Here is an 18,697-nt window from a genome sequence, read left to right as displayed (position 1 = left end):
AATAAAGGATGTTATTATGACTGATACCACTCAAACTCAAATTATTGCCGCTCTGGATATCGGCACCACCAAAGTGTGCGCCCTCGTGGGACAGCGCGACGCGCACGGCAGGTTGGAAATTCTCGGCACCGGAAAGGTGGAATCCGAGGGTGTAATGCGCGGCGTTGTCTCGAATATCGAGAAGACGATCCGTGCTATTAGCGAAGCAAGGGACCTGGCGGAGAAAGCCAGCGGAACGACCTTCGACATTGTGCACGTCGGTATTGCCGGCCAGCACATCAAAAGTCTGCAGCACCGCGGTATGCTGGTGCGCGACGATGCGCAATCGGAGATCAGCCAGCGGGACATTGACCGCTTGATCAGCGATATGCACAAGCTGGTACTCCCCCCCGGCGACAAGATTCTCCACGTGATTCCTCAGGAATACACCGTGGACAGCGAACAGGGAATTGTGGACCCCATTGGCATGTCCGGCTCCCGGCTGGAGGCTAACTTCCACATTATTACCGGCCAGATCACGGCCAGTAACAACATCAACCGCTGCGTGGACCGTGCCGGACTGGAGATGGCCAGTGTAACGCTGGAACCCATCGCCAGTGCCGCCTCCGTGCTGTACGCCGATGAGAAAAAGGCGGGTGTTGCGCTCGTAGACATTGGTGGCGGTACGACCGACATTACCATCTTTAAGGATGGCATCATTCGCCACACGGCGGTGATTCCTTTCGGTGGCAATGTCTTCACCAAGGACATCAAGGCGGGCTGCACCGTTATGGAAGAGCACGCGGAAAAGCTGAAGGTCAACTACGGTTGTGCCCTGGCGACGGAAGTATTCGAGAACCGACTCATCGTCATTCCCGGCCTGCGGGGCCGTGAGCCGAAGGAGATCAGCGAGAAGAATCTCGCGCTCATCATTCAGGCGCGGGCGGAGGAAATTCTGGACCACGTCATGTGGGAGATCCGTCGGGCCGGCTTTGAAGGCAAGGAACTGATCGGTGGCATTGTGCTTACCGGAGGTGGGGCTTTGCTCAAAGACCTGGACAAGCTGACGGAGCTGCACACGGGCATGACGGCACGCATCGGTACGCCGATCGAGCACCTCGCCCACGGTTACCAGGAACGACTCACCAGCCCGATCTACGCTACGGGCGTAGGACTGTTGCTGCAGGGCTTTGCGGACATCGACGCCGGAAAGGTCATCCCAGCCATCGCCCGCAAGAAGGCCGAAGCCGAGGCAAAAGCCAAGGCAGAAGCAGAAGAGGCGGCGCGTGCGCAGGAGCAGGCAAAGGAAGAAGAAGCATTGGCCGGTGGCTCCAAATGGTTTGACAACGTCTTCAAGAAAACCAAGGAATGGTTTGAGGCGGAGCCGGATTCGGACTTTTAGTGCTGTGCGGTTTACGCATCGGATGAACGTTTGCCGACTTCGTCAGGCAAAAGATGCATCCGATGAGAAACCGCTGCTTTTCAACCAACTATTGCACCTGCGGCCGCGCCAAATGAGGCATTCGCTCCGCAGGGACAAAACATTATCAATTAACTAATCCGCGAACTCGCTTCGCGCATAGCCCGGATAACATCCGCAATTAAATGGGTTTCCAGAGGTGTGAACCTTGCTGAGGATCGGGCATAAATATTTTTATCATGACTATTGATTTCCCCCAGGGCGAAGCGCCCATCATCAAAGTGATCGGCGTCGGTGGCGGCGGCTCTAATGCCGTAAACCACATGTACAGCCAGGGCATCATCGGTGTCGATTTTGCTATCTGTAACACCGACCACCAGGCCATGGAAATGAGCCCGGTGCCCACCAAAATGCAACTCGGCCCCAACCTGACGGAAGGACGCGGAGCAGGCTCCAAGCCTACCGTTGGTAAACTTGCCTGTGAAGAAAGCATCGAGGAGGTAAAGAAATACCTTAATAACAACTGCCGCATGCTGTTCGTTACCGCCGGAATGGGTGGTGGAACGGGAACGGGAGCTGCGCCCATTATCGCTAAGACTGCCCGTGAAATGGGTATCCTGACGGTAGGTATCGTAACGCTGCCCTTCACCTTTGAGGGCCGCCGCCGTGCCAATAATGGTATGGAAGGTTTGCAGGAACTGAAGGAAAACGTTGACACGCTGATTGTTGTCAGCAACGACAAGCTCCGCCAGATCCACGGTAACCTCAACCTGAGCGAAGCCTTCAGTAAGGCCGACAATATCTTAACGACGGCCGCCCGCGGTATCGCTGAGATCATCACCGTGCCCGGTTACGTCAACGTTGACTTCGAAGACGTCAACACCGTTATGCGCGAAAGCGGCGTAGCCATCATGGGTACCGCCACCGCCGAAGGCGACGATCGTGCCCGCCAGGCCGTAGACCAGGCCCTCCACAGTCCGCTGTTGGAAGACAACGACATCCGTGGCGCCCGTCACATCCTGCTCAATATTACCTCCGGTACTAAAGAGGTGACGATGGACGAGATCTTCGAGATCACCGAATTCGTACAGGAAGAAGCAGGCTACGGCACCGACCTTATCTGGGGTAACTGCTACGACGAGAGCCTGGGCGAAGGCCTGAGCGTTACCGTGATCGCTACTGGTTTTGGTGACAAGAAGAGCATCAACACTGCCAGCGGCAGTGACCGTAAGGTGGTGCACCTGGACCGCGATAAATCCGGCACGGAGCAGGAGCCGCAGAAACGCGTCTCTCTGGAAGACATTACCGGCGAGAGCGACCCGGTAGGTTACACTAAAAACGATGGCAATACGCCCACCTTCGAGTTTGAAGACATCGAGGAAGCCAAGGCCCGCCTGCGCAGCCGCCAGCGGGACACACCGAGCTTCACCAACAGCTACATCCAGAACGAAGAGGAAGCCCGCCGGGAAGCCCAGCGTCAGGAAATGGAAGCCCGCGACCGGGAGCGCCGTGAGGCGCTGCGTAACCGCACCGAGCTACCCAAGCTAAGCAACCCCAAGGTCGTTAACGAACTGGAAAACCAGCCCGCTTACCTCCGCCGTAACATTTCTCTCGACAATGTTGCCCCCAGCGACCAGCCCGAGATGAGCCGCTGGAGCATCAGCGACAACGAGGAGATGCCGCTGCGCCGGGATAACCGGTATTTGCATGATAATGTAGATTAGTTTGATAGTAGTGGTAGTATAGTAGTTTGATAGTAGTGGTATTATGGTAGTATGATAGTACTGCCACGTGCGGTAGCCTACTACTATACTACCACTACTATCAAACTATCACTACTACTATTACTATCCTACTATTCAACTACGAAGTGACATTCGTCACCTTCACCACAGAACGTCATTTTATAAAAAAGTCATAATACTGTTGAGTCTGGCGTCCGATTAGGCGCCAGCCTCAGCAATCACACCTTTTTAGCTTTGGACGCGCATGCCAGGGGGTCAATCCTGGTGTGCGCTTTTGTTTGTTGGGCTTGCGCGATGGGCTCCCTTACCGGCTTCGCCGTTTTGGTCGGCCATCGCTACGTTAGACGTCCGGGACTAGGCGACCCGTTAGCCCTGGAAGGGCGTTTGTTAGTAGCGGTGGTTGACCGAGTCAGCGTAGCTGAGGAGGGAGCCCATCGCGTGTCTGATATCGAGTGAAAGTCCTTGAAGATCTTTTGTATTTTAAAGGGATAAATTTAGAAATAGGAATTCTTTGCCATACATTTATCACAATCTTGTTAATTGTTGTACTGAATGAAACACCGATGAGTTGCCCTTATACCAATGCTAATGACATTGAGCTATTCCCAAATCCAACAAACGGATCATTTTCTGTAGCCAATAAGGAGGTAGAAAACTCCTGTAATATCACCATTCGTTCAATAGAAGGCAGGGTATGCTCGCAATATCTTTTGGAAGCAGGCGAGCGAAAATTGATCCAATTGAATGAAAAACCAGGCCTTTACATTGTAGAAGTTGTTGGTTTGTCAACATCATTTACCCGAAAACTTATTTTGAAGTGATTTGGCTTTTAAAGGATAAGTGGTCTATCAGGATTAGGCTGTCATTCTTGCTAGTGCTTCTTTTGAATGTATCAGGATTTTCTCAACCCACATTCATAAATAAGTATACGATTAACCCCAATGATGGAGATGAACTAAGAAGTATTCTTGAAGTGAATGGCGGATATGTTTTTTACAATTCAAGTGTAGTGAGTGAGCCTTTTACTCAGGTTCAGGGCGGGCTGCTTCATGTAGACCCCAACGGTGAAGAGGTTTGGTCTACTAGATGGGATTTTCCTGAAGGAAGAATTGGAATTTCTTTTGAAGATGCATTGTTTCTGAAAGGAGATAGTGTGGTAGCTATCGCGAATTATAGAAATGAATCGGTTTTTTCTAATTACGGAATAGTTGTTACGGATTTATCAACCAGGAATAGTAGGTTAATCCGGTATACAGATAGTATTCCAAGATTCGCAGGAAGTATTTACTCATTTGGGGAGGATGATTTAATCTTTACGGGGAGTCTTTTAATTGGTAGAGAAGGATATTCTCCTTTGGCAGTTAGCTGGCTTCGTGGGTTAAATGATGAGTTAAATTATACAACATATTTAGAAGATCATTACTGGGTGTTTTCCAACTCCTCAGCCGTAAATAAAAACAAAGAGATATTTGCCGCCTTTCGAGGCTGTAAGAACCGTGAAGATTGTTGGCAAATAGAAGGGGGATTGTTGAAGGTGAAGGCTGATGGGGAGATTGGTTGGATAAGAGAATATGGCGTTACGGCAGACAACCAAAGGGTAATACCCCAAGTCACCGTCCTGAACGACACCACCATCGCCTACTCCTGGACCAGAGACACCAATAATCTGGACATCCAAGAATCCCCTCCAATCATTTATTTTCTCGACACCCTTGGAAATAAGCGGGACAGCTTGGAAATCCACGGGAACTGGAGGACGTTGACTAATTTACGGGCTACTGCCAACGGAGACTTAATTGGAAGCGGGGTCGCCTGGACGGACATCGGCTGGTGCGGCTGGATGGTTCGCGTTTCTCCGGAGGCTGAATTGATTTGGGAGCGATACGTCCAGGATCACCGGGATTCACCGAATGCACGAACGGGATTTAATGAGGTTGTTGAAGACTGTGAAGGTTACATTGTAGGGGCTGGTTATGTTGCAGAATCACAATTCCCCGAAGATGGAAGCAGCCCCCTCAAAGCCTGGGTCGTCAAACTAGACGCCGACGGCTGTCTGGAGCCGGGCTGTAGCTCCGACACCATTTACCTGGAAGACCCCGTAGCAATCGAAGAAATTTTGTCGGCCAGCAGTAACTTGGTGGAACTATTCCCCAACCCCGCCAAGGATTTTATTAACTTGAAAACAGGGAAAAACCCCTGGCTAACCAATGGTGGTGACTATCAAATCATCAGCAGCAGCGGTCGGATTTACGCCCAAGGAACCTTCACCGGGCAAGCGCAGCAAATACCAATCGCTGATTTGCCCAACGGCCTGTATTTTTTGAAACTGGAAGTCGATGGACGAATACTGGGGAGTGTTCGGTTTGTGAAGGCTTCTTGAAACCCTATATGAGATGATGCTTCGGTTACGGTTTTTAGTGGTTTTTATCTTTTTGGGTGTTGGGGAGAGTTCTTTGCTGCATGCGCAATACCAGCCAACCGTTGTAGAAGGTGCTAATTGGGTGCAATTAGATACCCGGGCAAACGGTATAGAGAACTATGGTTTTACGCATCACTTGGAAGGAGATACAATTGTCGACGGATTAGCCTATAAAAAGCTGTATCGCAGATGGCTTTACTTTGATTGGAATGACTATTTCCTATTTACACCCGTAGCGCCTTACAACGTTAGCCAGGAAAAAACGTTGGTTGGTTTATTACGGGAAAATGTACAAGAAGAGCGACTCTTCGGGCGCTATATCAGCAGGGGACAATGGACTTCAGATACCTTGTTACATGATTTTTCACTAACCGTTGGTGATACCTTGATTGGAGCCCGATTTGTGCCTGAAGATGTGGGTTTACAGCAAATTATTGAAGCAACCGGACAACGAGAAGTTTTTGGGGTGATGAGAAACTTCCAGACAGCAGCCAGAGAATATGCACAAGGAGTTGTATCTCTAAACTATGGCCCATTTTCTGGCGGAGTATCTGCATTTACGAATGACGGAAGAACTTTTGTGATTGATCATTGCGTGGGAGAATACGCCGATTGTAGTATCCGGGTAATTGATCCTGCAACAACCCCCTACCAACCAATGGCCATTGAAAGTGCCAATTGGATAATATTCGATGCAGGCAGAGACGATGATGGCGAGCGGAAGCACCGAATCATGAGTATTCAGGGAGACAGTATTGTGGATGGGGTTAGCTACAAAAAGCTTTTCCGAAGGACATACCTGCCAGAGGATCCATCTAATTTTTGGAATGCAGCACCACCATACCCAGTCGGAGAAGGTACTTTATACGCCTTATTGCGGGACGATACGCTGGCACAGACTGTTTACGGAAGGTTTGTAGAGCCTACTTTGGCCAATGAGTATCCTGGAGAATTGGTCATTCATGATTTTTCCGGCAATATGAGTGATACCATAAATACGCCCATGTGGTGTGAAGGGGAGGACGTGGAAAGGGTAGAATGGATTGATTTGTATGGTAAGACTCGAAAATGGCAGTTCATCGATTTGGAGGAGGCCTTCGTGAGTGGAATCGGTAAGATCAGAGGAGGTGGCGGTATTTTTAGTGCTAACAATCGTTGCGGAATCGGGGGAGGAACCATTATTGATTACTGCGTTGGGCCGGATGCGGACTGTAACATCGGAAAGCCCAATGGGTTAGAAAATTTTTCTCCGCAGCATCGCCTCACCCTCCACCCCAACCCCGTCCCCGCCACGCTCAATGTCCAGCTCTCCAGCCCATTACCATCTGAGGTAGCGGTTACGCTGTACGACCTCAACGGCCGGGCCCTGCGGCAAGCGAAATTTCGGGATAATCTGAGTTGGGAGCTGGCAGATTTAGCTCCCGGCGTTTATGTCGCCGTGTTTACGCATGAAGGGAAGCGGGTGGTGCGGAAGGTGGTGAAGGAGTAGTGCGAAAAATCACCTTGGATCTAAACGTAGGGAGAGGGCTCCCTTTATTGAGCTACGGGCGTGACGGTTTTTACGAACCAGCTCGCAAGAGCTTTGTAGCACAGGTCTGGGCTTTAGCCCAGATAAGGCCCCAAAAATCCGTTACGGCTCAACTTTTATAAACGGAACAGCCTAGATCTAAACATGATGGATAGTTGAAAAAAAAACAAGTAACTTGGAAGACATTAATGGCCTTGATATGACACCTATGATTCGTTTTTTCTTGCTATCTTCTAATCAGTACTGTTTCGTTCTGTTTAGTCTTTTCTTTATGATGAGCTTCACATCGAAAGCTCAATATGAATTCTCCTATGAAATAAATGTTAACAGTGATTCCCGAGCAAGTGATATACATCTTTTTGGGGAATCCTACCTTTTTAAGGTAAATCAACTAGAATTTCGCCCTTTAAGGCAAGGACAGGCAACAGGTATTATTGCTGAGTATGATCTTTCTTTCGGTCCCACAGTACTGCACGAATACTCTTCATCTTTTTCGTCGGTAAAACATTTACCTTTAAGTAATGTGCTGGCTGCAGTAGTAACTCAGGGGAAACTTGATGGTGAAGAGGAAGGCTATTGGATATCCGTTATTGATGAGTATGGAGATTTTATAAAAAGCACCCCTTTCCAAAAAATAGGTCTTTTGTCTCGATATGCGATAACTAAATTTGAGGAGTCAGGTTTCTCTTTCATTAGAGGGACATTGCGGGACAAGGAACTTTTATCTGTTACTCACTATAATGATAACTTAGATTCTATTGGTGGATTTGAAGTTTCCCGAGCTGATACAAACGTTGTCTTGTTAGCTGCGAATATTGACTCAGCGGGTAATTTTTATTTTGTAATAGAGGAAACTGTACCTGAGGCTAATTTCTTTCAGACAAGGTGTATGAAAATGAGCCGTGAAGGGCATGAACTATGGTCGTTTGACCTGAGTGGTTCAACCTTGCCGAAGAAATTTGTGGCTATTGAACCATTAGCGGAAAATAATGTCGCAATTTTGGAGGGGTACCTAAATGATGCAGATTTATCCTGCGCTGTTGAAAGCTGTCCCAGACCGGGAGATTTCGTTGGTGGATTATCATTATTTAGTAGCACCGGAGATCGGCAGGAGTTTTATAAACTGGGCTTCTATCCATTTGGGATGTACTTGGATCAGCTTGGATATCCCATTGTTTACGGTGTCCCAGTTTTGAATAGTTCGACATCTAAATCGATTCTATTCAAGGCAAGTGGATGGCTAGATGGAGACTCGATTCTTGTGCTGAATTCCCCCGACGATACATCACATGGCACTTCAACGGGTAATGAGGTGAGGCGATTACGGAATATTGGGAATGGAGAAATTATTGGTGCTGGTACATTGAAATATTTCGGGGCTACCGCTACGAGTTGGTTCTTCCGGTTGTCCATTAATGATTGCCTTGCGAATGATTGTGGAGCCGTAGAACCAGGTGATTTTCCAGTTTCTACGGACACTGAAGAGAAAAACTTTAGCCTCACCCTCCACCCCAACCCCGTCCCCGCCACCCTCAATGTCCAGCTCTCCAGTCCACTACCATCTGAGGTAGCGGTTACGTTGTATGACCTCAACGGCCGGGCCCTGCGGCAAGCGAAATTTCGGGATAATCTGAGTTGGGAGCTGGCAGATTTAGCTCCCGGTGTTTATGTCGCCGTGTTTACGCATGAGGGCGCACGGGTGGTAAGAAAGGTGGTGAAGGAATAGATTCTTCCTACCTTCGCTCCATGAAAATTTACCTCCCATTTTTACTCCTCGTCGGCCTGCTTTATGCTGGCTGCAACAAGCAGGTTTGTCGTGACTGTCCGGGCTTCACCTACGATGCGGAAGGCTTTTTGCCAGACTACGGCGCGGAGGAAATCCGCTTTCGCACCTCCGATGGTGATACTACTGTGTTTGAACGTCTGCGGGTGCAGACCAGTGAGCCGGCGCCCGTCTGTTCCGTCTCTGCGGACGAAGAACGCGACATCGACTGTAATGAAATTTCGGAGGTGCAGTATCGCAATGCAGCGGTAGGCATTGATCTGACGATGAACTTCAACCAGGTCCTCAGCATCCGGAATACGCCCGAGCAGACCGTACTTTCTTTTTTCTGGAAGGACATCACCCAGTCGGAGTTTAACCGTACGCACGCTGTGCTGGTAGTGCCCAATATCGTCTTAGATGGCGAGCTGGCTTTATTGCGGGACTCCATTACTATCGGCGGGCAAATGTATACTGATGTACTGGAACTACGACAAGATGCCACTGCTTTTGCCGTGTTGCCCTTCTTGTCAAACAGCGGTCGGTTTACGAGTATTATGCTTAAGGAAGGAGTAGGACTGCTACGTTTGCAGGACGTTGATGGTAAGGTTTACGTGAAGATTGATTGATGGTAGAGGCGCTATGCGCCGAACGCGAACGGGGCCGCAGGCTCCCGGAGCGTGTATTTGCGGTAGCTGTTGTATGAGGGAGATGAGTTATGAGCTTGACGCATAGCGTCTCAACCATGACGGTTGTTACCCGGTCAAAGTCGCTGCGCTCCCTTGTCCGGTTCGACGCATAGCGTCTCAACCATGACAGTTGTTACACGGTCAAAGTCGCTGCGCTCCCTTGCCCGGTTCGACGCAAAGCGTCTCAACCATGACAGTTGTTACACGATCAAAGTCGCTGCGCTCCATTGTCCGGTTAGACGCAAAGCGTCTCAACCATTACCTTAGCGCCATGAAGCCCACCCTCCTCTCCCTTGCTCTTCTTGTGAGCGTCCTCTGCACCTGCGTCCGCGCCCAAACTACTGCTGACGACTTTTCCGACGGAGACCTGCTGAACCCTACGTGGAGCGGTAACCTGGACAAGTTCACGGTTACCGACGGACGCCTCCGTTTACTGGACGCCAGCCAGGAGGATCCCGCCGTGCTCGGCCTGGCCACCCCGGTAGTTGCCAACGCCAGTGAACTCAGCTATTCCTTTCTCGTAGATATGGATTTTGCGCCTTCCACCAGCAACTTCGCAGCAATAGAATTACTGCAAGGCGGTGGAATAGAGGACGAACTGACCACCGGAATTTCGCTAAGAATCGGCGGCACTTCCGGTAGCGTAGACTCTTTGCGGGCTACTTTTTATGGCGATGATGGTTCAGAAATAGGAGAGATCAGCGGTCCGGCCGGAGCCCTGGGCGCCAGCCCGGCCATCGTTCGCTTTCGGCTGATTCGCCGCAACGCGGGAGACTGGACCCTGGAAGCAGACTACACGGGCGGTACGAACTTTAGCCTGCAGGGGCAACTTTCGGGAGCGGCCATTGCCCCCGACTTTTTCCGCCTTACGTGCAATTATACCAGCACGCGCTCTGACAAATTCAGCTTTGATGACCTCGAAGTGACCAGCATGGCGGAAGCGGATAGGGTGGCGCCGGAGCTTAGTGATGCCACAGTAATTGATGAGCGAAACATTGAATTGCTATTCAATGAGCCGGTTGATGCTGCCATCATGCGTGCTGTTACCAACTACAACCTCTCCGCCAGTGGCGTGAGCGTGAGTAACGCAGCGGTGAACGGTGGGCAAGTCCTGCTGGCCCTGGATGCCGACTTGCCGAATGGTGTCGATGTCGACCTTACGGTGTTGCGGGCGGTAGACGCCAGCGGTAACGAGGCCAATAATCTGCAGCGGACGTTGCGATTCGTGCGGGTGGTGCGCCCTTCGGCGGATAATTTGCGGATCACGGAATTTATGGCGGACCCAACGCCCGTAGTGGGCCTGCCCAACGTTGAGTATGTGGAGCTCTTTAACAGCGGAGACGAAGCACTGGACCTGAGCGGACTGATGATTGGCAGTGGCGGATCACCGGTGGCGATTCCCGCCACGGAGCCCTTGCCGGCGGGTGGATATGTGGTGTTGACGAGGGTGGACGAAGCGGATGCTTTCCGCGCTTTGGGCGCTCAGGCAATCGGCTTTGGTTTGCCAACACTGACGAATAGCGGCGACGTAATTACGTTGGTCTTTGGCGAAGAAACGATCCAGGAAATTACTTACACGATTGCCTGGTACAATGATACCGAGCGAAATGCAGGCGGCTATTCCATTGAGTACACGGGCGGCGCGGACGCAGGATGCAGTGCGAGTTGGCGGGCAAGCCTGGATGCCTCCGGCGGCACGCCCGGGCGTGCCAACTCTGTTGACGGTCTGACGGTGGATAACACCGCCCCGGGCATCAGCGAAGTGGACCTGAACGACAGCGGCGAACTCACCCTCGTCTTCGACGAAAACCTCGATGCGGCCCAGTTTGATCCCGGCCTGTTTAGCCTCGATAACGGTGCCTCCGTCACCGGCCTGACCGTAGTGGACGAAACCACGGTGGTGCTAACCACCACCATCGAGGCCGGTATCATCTATACCCTGACGGTGCTGCCGGACTTCAGCGATTGCGCCGGCAATTTCCCCGCCGCAGCCCTTACCTTTCCGCTCGCGATTCCCGGCGTGCCGGAGGCGGGCGATGTCGTGATCAACGAACTGCTTTTTAACCCCGCCAGTGGCGGGAGTGACTACCTGGAACTCTTTAACTGCTCCGACAAAGTCTTCCAGATCCGGGACTGGGTGCTGCAAAACACCCTGTCGACTTCAACGACTTCCGCCGAACGGACCGTCAGCGTCAGCCGCCTCTTCCTGCCGGGAGATTACCTGGTGCTGACGGCTAACCCGGACTTTGTGGCGGAGAATTACCTGATGGTGGACACGACCTTACTCGTAGATCAAACCTTGCCCTCCCTGCCTGATGATGAAGGTAACATCAGTGTCATCGCCGGTGGGGTAGTGCTGGATGCTTTTGATTACAGCGATGAGTTGCACTCCGGTTTGTTGAGCAACGACGACGGCGTCGCCCTGGAACGCCTGCGTAAGACCACCGCTACCCAGGATGCTAATAACTGGTTCACGGCCGCTCAGGCGGAGAACTTTGGTACACCGACGCGGGAAAATTCTCAGGCCAGAGAATTAATCATCGATCGGGAAGATGATGATGTTTTTTCCGTCGTCAATCCTACTTTTAGCCCCGACGGTGATGGTAATGAGGAGCTGCTGGAGCTGGCTTACCAGACGGAGAGCCCCGGCTTTCTGGCTCGGGTGCGCATCTTCGATGCACAGGGGCGCCTGATCCGTACCCTCCGCCGCATCGAGCTACTCGGAACCGATGGCACCCTGAACTGGGACGGCTCCGATGATGACGGGCAGCGCGCCCGCGCCGGCCTCTACGTCCTCTACGTAGAACTCTTCAACCCCAACGGCGAAACGCGGGAGGAGAAACTGGTGGCGGTGCTGGCTTTGTAGTATGGTAGTAGTGGTAGTAATGATAGTATGGTAGTAGGCCCACTAGCCGCAATGCCCCTCCGAAATAAAGCCTATTGCTCCTCTACCATACTACCACTACTATCATACTATCACTACTACGATACTACCATACTATCACTACCTTCGCCCCCATGCGAATAGTAACCTACAATATTAACGGAATCCGTGCTGCACTGAAAAAGGGACTGGCAGAATGGGCCGCCGACACCAACATCGATGTCCTTTGCCTGCAGGAAACCAAAGCTACGGCGGATCAGGTCGATCTGTCCGAATTGGAAGCCGCCGGATTTGCCCATGCCGCCTGGCATAGCTGTGAACGAAAGAAAGGCTACAGCGGGGTGCTGACCCTGAGTAAAACGGCCCCTGATCTGGTAGAAACCAAGATAGGCATCGAAGACTACGATGTGGAAGGCCGGATTGTGCGGACTGACTTTGGAGACCTGACCATCTTCAACTGCTACTTCCCCAATGGAGGGCAGGGCGAAGAGCGGCAGAATTTTAAGTATCGTTTCCTGGACGATTTCCTGGCCTACATCGTAGAACTTAAAAAGACGCGCCCTAATATTCTGGTGGTCGGCGACTACAATATTGCCCACCAGGAAATCGACCTCCATGCACCGAAGCGGAATGAGAAAACCTCCGGCTTCCTGCCCGCAGAGCGGGAGTGGATGACGAAGTGGTTCGCCGAAACAGACTTCATCGATACTTTTCGCGAATTATACCCGGAAACAGCAGCCTACAGCTGGTGGAGCTACCGCGCTAACGCCCGCGCCAACGATAAGGGCTGGCGCATCGACTACCAGAGCATCAGCCGGGAGATGAAGGAACAGGTTAAGGAGGTCGTTCATCTGAAGGATGCGATGCATTCTGATCATTGTCCCTTGCTGCTGGAGCTGGGCTAGCCCGGGTCGATGCTGCCTCCGGCAGCGAGTGGTAGCGAACTCCCTCCGGGAGTGAGTTGACTACCGCCTGCGAGTTCACTGACTAAAGTGACAAAAGACTACCATATTTTTAATCGCTTACCTACTCTAAGGTGCGGCAGCCCCAAAATACCAAGGAACCAAAAGACCAAAAAACCAATGACCTTCAACCCCGACCTCGTCCAAAAAGCATGGCTCCTGGCCGCTACTTATCACGAAGGCCAACGGTACTATACGGCGGTGGAGGGGGAATCCTTGCCCTATCTCACGCACCTCGGGGCGGTGCTCAACGAAGCGCAAAATGCGCTTCACTACGACCGGAGCCTGAACCCCAAACTCATGTTACTCTGCGCCATCCTGCACGATAGTCTGGAGGACACCGCCATGACGGTGGAAACCCTCAAAACTACCGTCGGAAACAAAGTGCTGGCCGGCGTGCAGGCCCTGACTAAAGATGAGTCTCTGCCAACTAAACGTGAGCAGATGGAGGACAGCATCAACCGCATTTTGGAACAACCCCGGGAAATTGCTGCCGTGAAACTCTGCGACCGGATCTGTAACATCTCTTCCGCCCCGCCGAGCTACTGGACAAAGGAAAAGAAAGACGCTTACCGGGAAGAAGCACGGTATATTCTGGAGCGGCTGGGGCCTTCTTGTGGGTATTTGCGAAAGCGCCTGGCCGAGAAAATTGAAAAATATTGAAAGTGCTTTGATTTTTAAAGTTATTTGTAGCTTTGCCTAATGGCAACGTTTACTGCGGCATTCTTCTCTTTTCTTTTCGGTTTAGTGATTACGGTAGTTATCTGGGATGGTATTGAAGGCCCGGAATCTATTGGGTACTTAGTGTTAATCCCAATCTCAGGGGCTCTATTTCTCTTGATGTTAACGACGGGCTACTTCTCGAAAAAGCTGGAGCCTGAGTATTACCCCAAAGGAATAATTATTGGACTGGTTATAGGAGTAGTCTTCAGCTTTATATCTGAGATGTTGGTATCTATCAATCAAAGCAGACCAACCATCCTTGAAGCAAAATATTTTAACGAAGAAGGTATTGATTTACTGCTAAGAAAGAACGGGACTTTCATGGTTGTTGAGACGAACATCTTCGAAACGAGACGGCATTATGGAAGCTATTCTTTGAACCAGGATACTATTTTGTTATCACGAGAAGTGCACGTTAATGGCGATGTTTTGTCTCCAAAATTCTACTTCGTTGAAGATGAATTGTGTTTTCACCGCTCAGGGCCACACGTTAGAGCACCAAGAGACACCATGATGTACATAGTAAAAGATAAAATTCGGGGAAGTGGAAGACATTGAGCATCTCTCCGGCATAAATGCCAGGGAATAAAATCAAGCCTCTTTCGCCCGCATATTTTTCAAAATCGCATAAGCCGACATCAACGACCAAAAGGAGTTGATCACGATGAAGGGATAGGCATCATTTGCCGTAGCGTTCACAATCAGCAATACGGAGCAGATGAGATTGATGACGTGATAGGGCGTGCCGAGGTTGTCCAGCTTATCGAGCGAAGAAGCCACGAAGGCAAACAACAAACCCAGGGCTCCGACCCAACCTGCAATGGCAATCCACATAGTTTTCTATTTTAGTGTCGGCAAGGTAAGGCTCAAATGAATGCCTACCTTTGCCGAAAAATAAGAACTATGCTTATCCGAATTTGCGCTATTTGTCTTTTGTTCTCTTTATTCAGCTGTGGCGAGGACGGTTCAAAGGGGCCTACGGCCGAAGTTGCTGCCGAAAAACTGGCGAAACAGGGGATAGTCGATTTTAATCCAAACAACGATACCCGGCCGCTGGACTCCCTTCTTCGCCTGGACTCTCCCAAGCCGGGGGCAAAGCTGTCCTCTCCCTTTACGGTCAGGGGAGAAGCATCAACTTCGTTTTTCTTCGAGGCTGCCATGCCCTATCAAATCACGGATGAGCAGGGGAACCTGATCGGCGAAGGTTTTGTGAAGCCAAAGAAGTTTTTAATGAATAAGGGGGTTGCCACCTTCGACTATGAGATCAGCTACGACGCGCCTGCGGGAACCAAAGGCTTCCTGAGACTGAAAAACAATGACGCCAGCCGGGTGGATAAATTCGAGCGGGCGATGACGATTCCGGTGGTACTGTAGTCAGCAGAATCAGGGCGCGGCCGCAGGTGCAATGTTTTGTTGCTGGCCGAGACTGAGGCCGTCGGCCCGATTCCCGGGGAACGAGGGGCGGTCCCGCCGGTCAGTGGCCTCCGCTGCACTGCGGGCTGGCCAACGGCCCTTCATCCACTGCTCCACTAACCTTTCCCCTGCACCTGCGTGCTCGCCAAAAAAAGCCAATGAGCTGCAACCTGAGATAAGGCTCGGACCATTAACTCCTTAATCCCGGAACTTACTACCTTCGCGCCATGAAATTTGACGTCACGGCCATTGATCAGAAATGGCAGCAATACTGGAAAGAGCACAAGACTTACCGGACAACGAACGATACTTCGAAGCCGAAGTACTACGTGCTGGACATGTTTCCTTATCCTTCGGGCGCCGGCCTGCACGTTGGGCACCCGCTGGGATACATTGCTTCTGACATCTACAGCCGCTTCAAGCGGCAGCAGGGCTTCAACGTTTTGCACCCCATGGGCTTTGACTCCTTCGGCCTTCCCGCTGAGCAATACGCCATCGATACCGGCGTACACCCAAGTGAGTCTACCGCCGTCAACACCGAACGCTACAAAGAACAGATGCTGTCTTTGGGGCTGAGCTTTGACTGGGACCGCGCCGTCAATACTTCCGACCCGAAGTACTACAAATGGACGCAGTGGATCATTTCTCAGGTCTTTGAGCATTGGTACGATAAGACGGCAGACAAAGCCCGTCCCGTTAGCGAACTCCGCGAGCACCTGGCGCAGCACGGTACTGCCGGACTCAACGCCGCCCAAACCGAAGCCCTCGAACTCTCCGCCGCTGACTGGAAAGCGATGGGGCCGAAGGAGCAATCCGACGTATTGATGAACTACCGCCTTGCCTTCCGGGGCACGAGCTACGTCAACTGGTGTGAAGCCCTCGGTACGGTACTGGCCAACGACGAAGTGAAAGACGGGCGCAGCGAACGCGGTAATCATCCCGTTGTGCAAAAAGCCATGCAGCAGTGGAGCCTGCGGATAACGGCCTACGCCGAACGGCTCCTGGCCGGACTGGAAACGGTTGACTATAGCGACGGCCTCAAAGCCCAGCAACGTAACTGGATCGGTAAATCCATTGGTGCGCTCGCCCGCTTCGATATCGAAGGCCGGGAAGAACCTCTGGAGGTTTTCACTACCCGGGCTGACACCATCTTCGGGGTGACCTTCATGGTCATCGCCCCCGAGCATGAGTTGGTGGCTGAGATCACCACCCCGGAGCAGCAAAAAGAAATCGACGACTACCTCACCTACGTGGGTAGCCGCAGCGAAGTTGACCGCCAGAGCGAAACTAAGGTAACTGGTGCTTTCACCGGTGCTTACTGCATCAACCCGCTGAACGGCGCCCGTGTGCCGATCTACATCGCCGAATACGTCCTCAAAGACTACGGTACCGGCGCCATTATGGCCGTACCGAGCGATGATGACCGCGATAAGCGCTTTGCCGAGAAGTTTGGCATTGAGATTATCGATGTGATTGATAAGTCGGATTACCCCGGCGCTAGCCTCAAAGACAAGGTGGGCAAGCTCATCAATTCCGACTTTCTCAACGGAATGGAAGTACCCGATGCCATCAAGGCCGCTACGGCCAAGCTATCCGAAATGGGTAGGGGAGAGCAGCAGGTCAATTTCCGCATCCGCGACCTCATCTTCAGCCGCCAGCGCTACTGGGGGGAGCCCTGGCCGATGATCTACGACGAGAACGACGTGCCGAGCCTGGTGCCGGAGGACCAGTTGCCCGTTACCCTGCCGCCGATGGATGACTTCCGGGCCGTTAGCGGTGTCAGCCCGCTCGAACGGGCCACCGACTGGAATCAGACGCCCACCGGCCGCCGCGAGACCGATACTATGCCCGCAACCGCCGGCTCCAACTGGTACTATCTCCGCTATATGGACCCGAACAACGACGATGCATTCGTCGCCAAAGACGTGGTCGATTACTGGCAGGACGTAGACCTCTACGTAGGTGGTGCGGAGCACGCGGTGAGCCACATTCTCTACAGCCGCCTGATCCATAAATTTCTCTTTGACCTCGGCAAAGTCCCAACACGCGAGCCCTACAAAAAGCTCCTGAATCAGGGAATGATCGGTGCACCGATCACGAGTATCCACCTCGGTATCCTGCTGACGGAGGACGGGCAACGCCATCCCATCTGGATCGGTAGCAGCGTCGCCGAAGGCACGCCTTTGGAGGTGGAAGGACTTGGGAAGGGGCATTTGGTTTTGGATGAATCGTCCGGAACCAGAAAAGTGCCGTTGCGGATGGTAGAAGAAACCAGCGTAGACAATGAAGCCAGCTTCCGGATCTACAAGTCGGCCATAGACAAGGTCGCTGACGATAAAGCTCAGGATGCAGCCTACTTCCGTACCGTATTACAGCAAGGCAATGCCTTTGTCTGGGAAACGGACCGGGAGGGCAAACTCTTCATTGAGTTGAGCTTCCAGATGGGCAAAATGTCTAAGTCTAAGCACAACGTTATTAACCCTGACGATCTCAGTAAGCGCTACGGTACGGACTGTTTCCGGATGTACGAGATGTTCCTTGGTCCCATCGATCAGGCGAAGCCCTGGAGTGTGAGCGGCATTGATGGCGTTTACCGCTTCCTGCGTCGCTTCTGGAACCTCTTTGTGGGTAACGGTGATCAATTGAACGTCTCCGACGAGGAAGCGACTAAGGAGGAAATGAAAGTCCTCCATACCCTCATCAAGAAGGTGACGGCTGACATTGAAGGGCTGAGCTTTAATACCTGTGTCTCTGCCTTCATGGTGGCCACTAACGACATCATCAAACTAAAGTGCAACAAGCGCGCGGTACTGGAGCCGATGGTTCGCCTCATCGCTCCCTTTGCTCCACACGTGGCGGATGAGCTTTTTGCTGCGCTGGGTGGAGAAGGTAGTGTGCATCACGCTGCCTGGCCCGCACTTGATGAGAAGTGGCTCGTGGAGGATAGCTTCACGTATCCGATCGCTTTCAACGGCAAGACCCGGCTTACGCTTGACTTCCCCGCCGGCGCCTCTAAAGAAGACATTGAAGCGGAAGCAAAGGCTCATCCCGACGTAGCCAAACACCTGGAAGGGAAGACGATCCGCAAGGTGATCGTGGTGCCTAAGCGGATGGTTAATTTTGTGGTGGGGTAGGGTCGCTGCGCGACTAAGTGGTCTGGTGGTCTGGTAGGC

15 protein-coding genes are annotated in these 18,697 nt (G+C 51.9%); 13 read left to right on the top strand and 2 right to left on the bottom strand.

The window, feature by feature from the left end:
* Positions 1-16: 16 nt before the first annotated feature.
* From ftsA to BM123_RS08330, 11 genes are all read left to right on the top strand, one after another.
* Complete coding sequence (gene ftsA, locus BM123_RS08380; RefSeq protein WP_090167228.1) at positions 17-1,381, top strand: cell division protein FtsA; 1,365 nt, start codon at positions 17-19, stop codon at positions 1,379-1,381.
* Positions 1,382-1,638: 257 nt separating this feature from the next.
* Positions 1,639-3,123, top strand: a complete 1,485-nt coding sequence (gene ftsZ / locus BM123_RS08375; protein WP_090167226.1) for a cell division protein FtsZ — start codon at positions 1,639-1,641, stop codon at positions 3,121-3,123.
* A gap of 473 nt (positions 3,124-3,596) precedes the next feature.
* Positions 3,597-3,965, top strand: coding sequence for a T9SS type A sorting domain-containing protein (locus BM123_RS08370; protein WP_139211816.1), 369 nt, complete (start codon positions 3,597-3,599; stop codon positions 3,963-3,965).
* Entirely contained in the window at positions 3,962-5,524 is a 1,563-nt protein-coding gene (locus BM123_RS23905) for a T9SS type A sorting domain-containing protein (RefSeq protein ID WP_139211815.1), read from the top strand. The genes BM123_RS08370 and BM123_RS23905 overlap by 4 nt, the downstream gene beginning before the upstream one ends.
* A 13-nt stretch (positions 5,525-5,537) precedes the next feature.
* Complete coding sequence (locus BM123_RS08360; RefSeq protein ID WP_090167220.1) at positions 5,538-7,052, top strand: T9SS type A sorting domain-containing protein; 1,515 nt, start codon at positions 5,538-5,540, stop codon at positions 7,050-7,052.
* 214 nt (positions 7,053-7,266) lie between these two features.
* On the top strand, positions 7,267-8,817 hold the full coding sequence (locus tag BM123_RS08355) for a T9SS type A sorting domain-containing protein (RefSeq protein ID WP_090167218.1): 1,551 nt from the start codon (positions 7,267-7,269) through the stop codon (positions 8,815-8,817).
* 20 nt (positions 8,818-8,837) lie between these two features.
* Positions 8,838-9,482 (top strand): hypothetical protein, encoded by a 645-nt coding sequence (locus BM123_RS08350; RefSeq protein ID WP_090167216.1) that lies wholly within the window; start codon positions 8,838-8,840, stop codon positions 9,480-9,482.
* 331 nt (positions 9,483-9,813) lie between these two features.
* Positions 9,814-12,408 carry a lamin tail domain-containing protein gene (locus tag BM123_RS08345; protein ID WP_175489301.1) on the top strand — a complete coding sequence of 865 codons (2,595 nt, stop codon included), beginning with the start codon at positions 9,814-9,816 and terminating at the stop codon, positions 12,406-12,408.
* Between the two features lie 152 nt (positions 12,409-12,560).
* Positions 12,561-13,331 (top strand): exodeoxyribonuclease III, encoded by a 771-nt coding sequence (locus BM123_RS08340; protein ID WP_090167212.1) that lies wholly within the window; start codon positions 12,561-12,563, stop codon positions 13,329-13,331.
* A 177-nt stretch (positions 13,332-13,508) separates the two neighbouring features.
* A complete protein-coding gene (locus BM123_RS08335; protein ID WP_090167210.1) occupies positions 13,509-14,051 on the top strand; it encodes an HD domain-containing protein in 543 nt (180 codons plus the stop codon).
* A 39-nt stretch (positions 14,052-14,090) separates the two neighbouring features.
* Positions 14,091-14,669 carry a hypothetical protein gene (locus BM123_RS08330; RefSeq protein ID WP_090167208.1) on the top strand — a complete coding sequence of 193 codons (579 nt, stop codon included), beginning with the start codon at positions 14,091-14,093 and terminating at the stop codon, positions 14,667-14,669.
* A 33-nt stretch (positions 14,670-14,702) separates the two neighbouring features.
* Here BM123_RS08330 and BM123_RS08325 read toward each other — a convergent pair whose 3' ends face one another.
* Positions 14,703-14,945 (bottom strand): CBU_0592 family membrane protein, encoded by a 243-nt coding sequence (locus BM123_RS08325; RefSeq protein WP_090167206.1) that lies wholly within the window; start codon positions 14,943-14,945, stop codon positions 14,703-14,705.
* Positions 14,946-15,014: 69 nt separating this feature from the next.
* Here BM123_RS08325 and BM123_RS08320 point away from each other — a divergent pair, with 69 nt between their 5' ends.
* On the top strand, positions 15,015-15,485 hold the full coding sequence (locus tag BM123_RS08320) for a Gmad2 immunoglobulin-like domain-containing protein (RefSeq protein WP_175489300.1): 471 nt from the start codon (positions 15,015-15,017) through the stop codon (positions 15,483-15,485).
* Between the two features lie 9 nt (positions 15,486-15,494).
* On the opposite strand, the gene BM123_RS08315 is transcribed toward BM123_RS08320, so the two are convergent.
* On the bottom strand, positions 15,495-15,683 hold the full coding sequence (locus tag BM123_RS08315) for a hypothetical protein (protein WP_090167202.1): 189 nt from the start codon (positions 15,681-15,683) through the stop codon (positions 15,495-15,497).
* A 68-nt stretch (positions 15,684-15,751) separates the two neighbouring features.
* On the opposite strand from BM123_RS08315, the gene BM123_RS08310 reads away from it, so the two are divergent.
* Complete coding sequence (locus BM123_RS08310) at positions 15,752-18,658, top strand: leucine--tRNA ligase (RefSeq protein WP_090167200.1); 2,907 nt, start codon at positions 15,752-15,754, stop codon at positions 18,656-18,658.
* Positions 18,659-18,697: the final 39 nt, after the last annotated feature.

Origin of the sequence: Neolewinella agarilytica, from assembly GCF_900110645.1 — a bacterium.
Taxonomy (GTDB): Bacteria; Bacteroidota; Bacteroidia; order Chitinophagales; family Saprospiraceae; genus Neolewinella; species Neolewinella agarilytica.
This window is presented reverse-complemented; position numbering and strand designations above follow the sequence as displayed.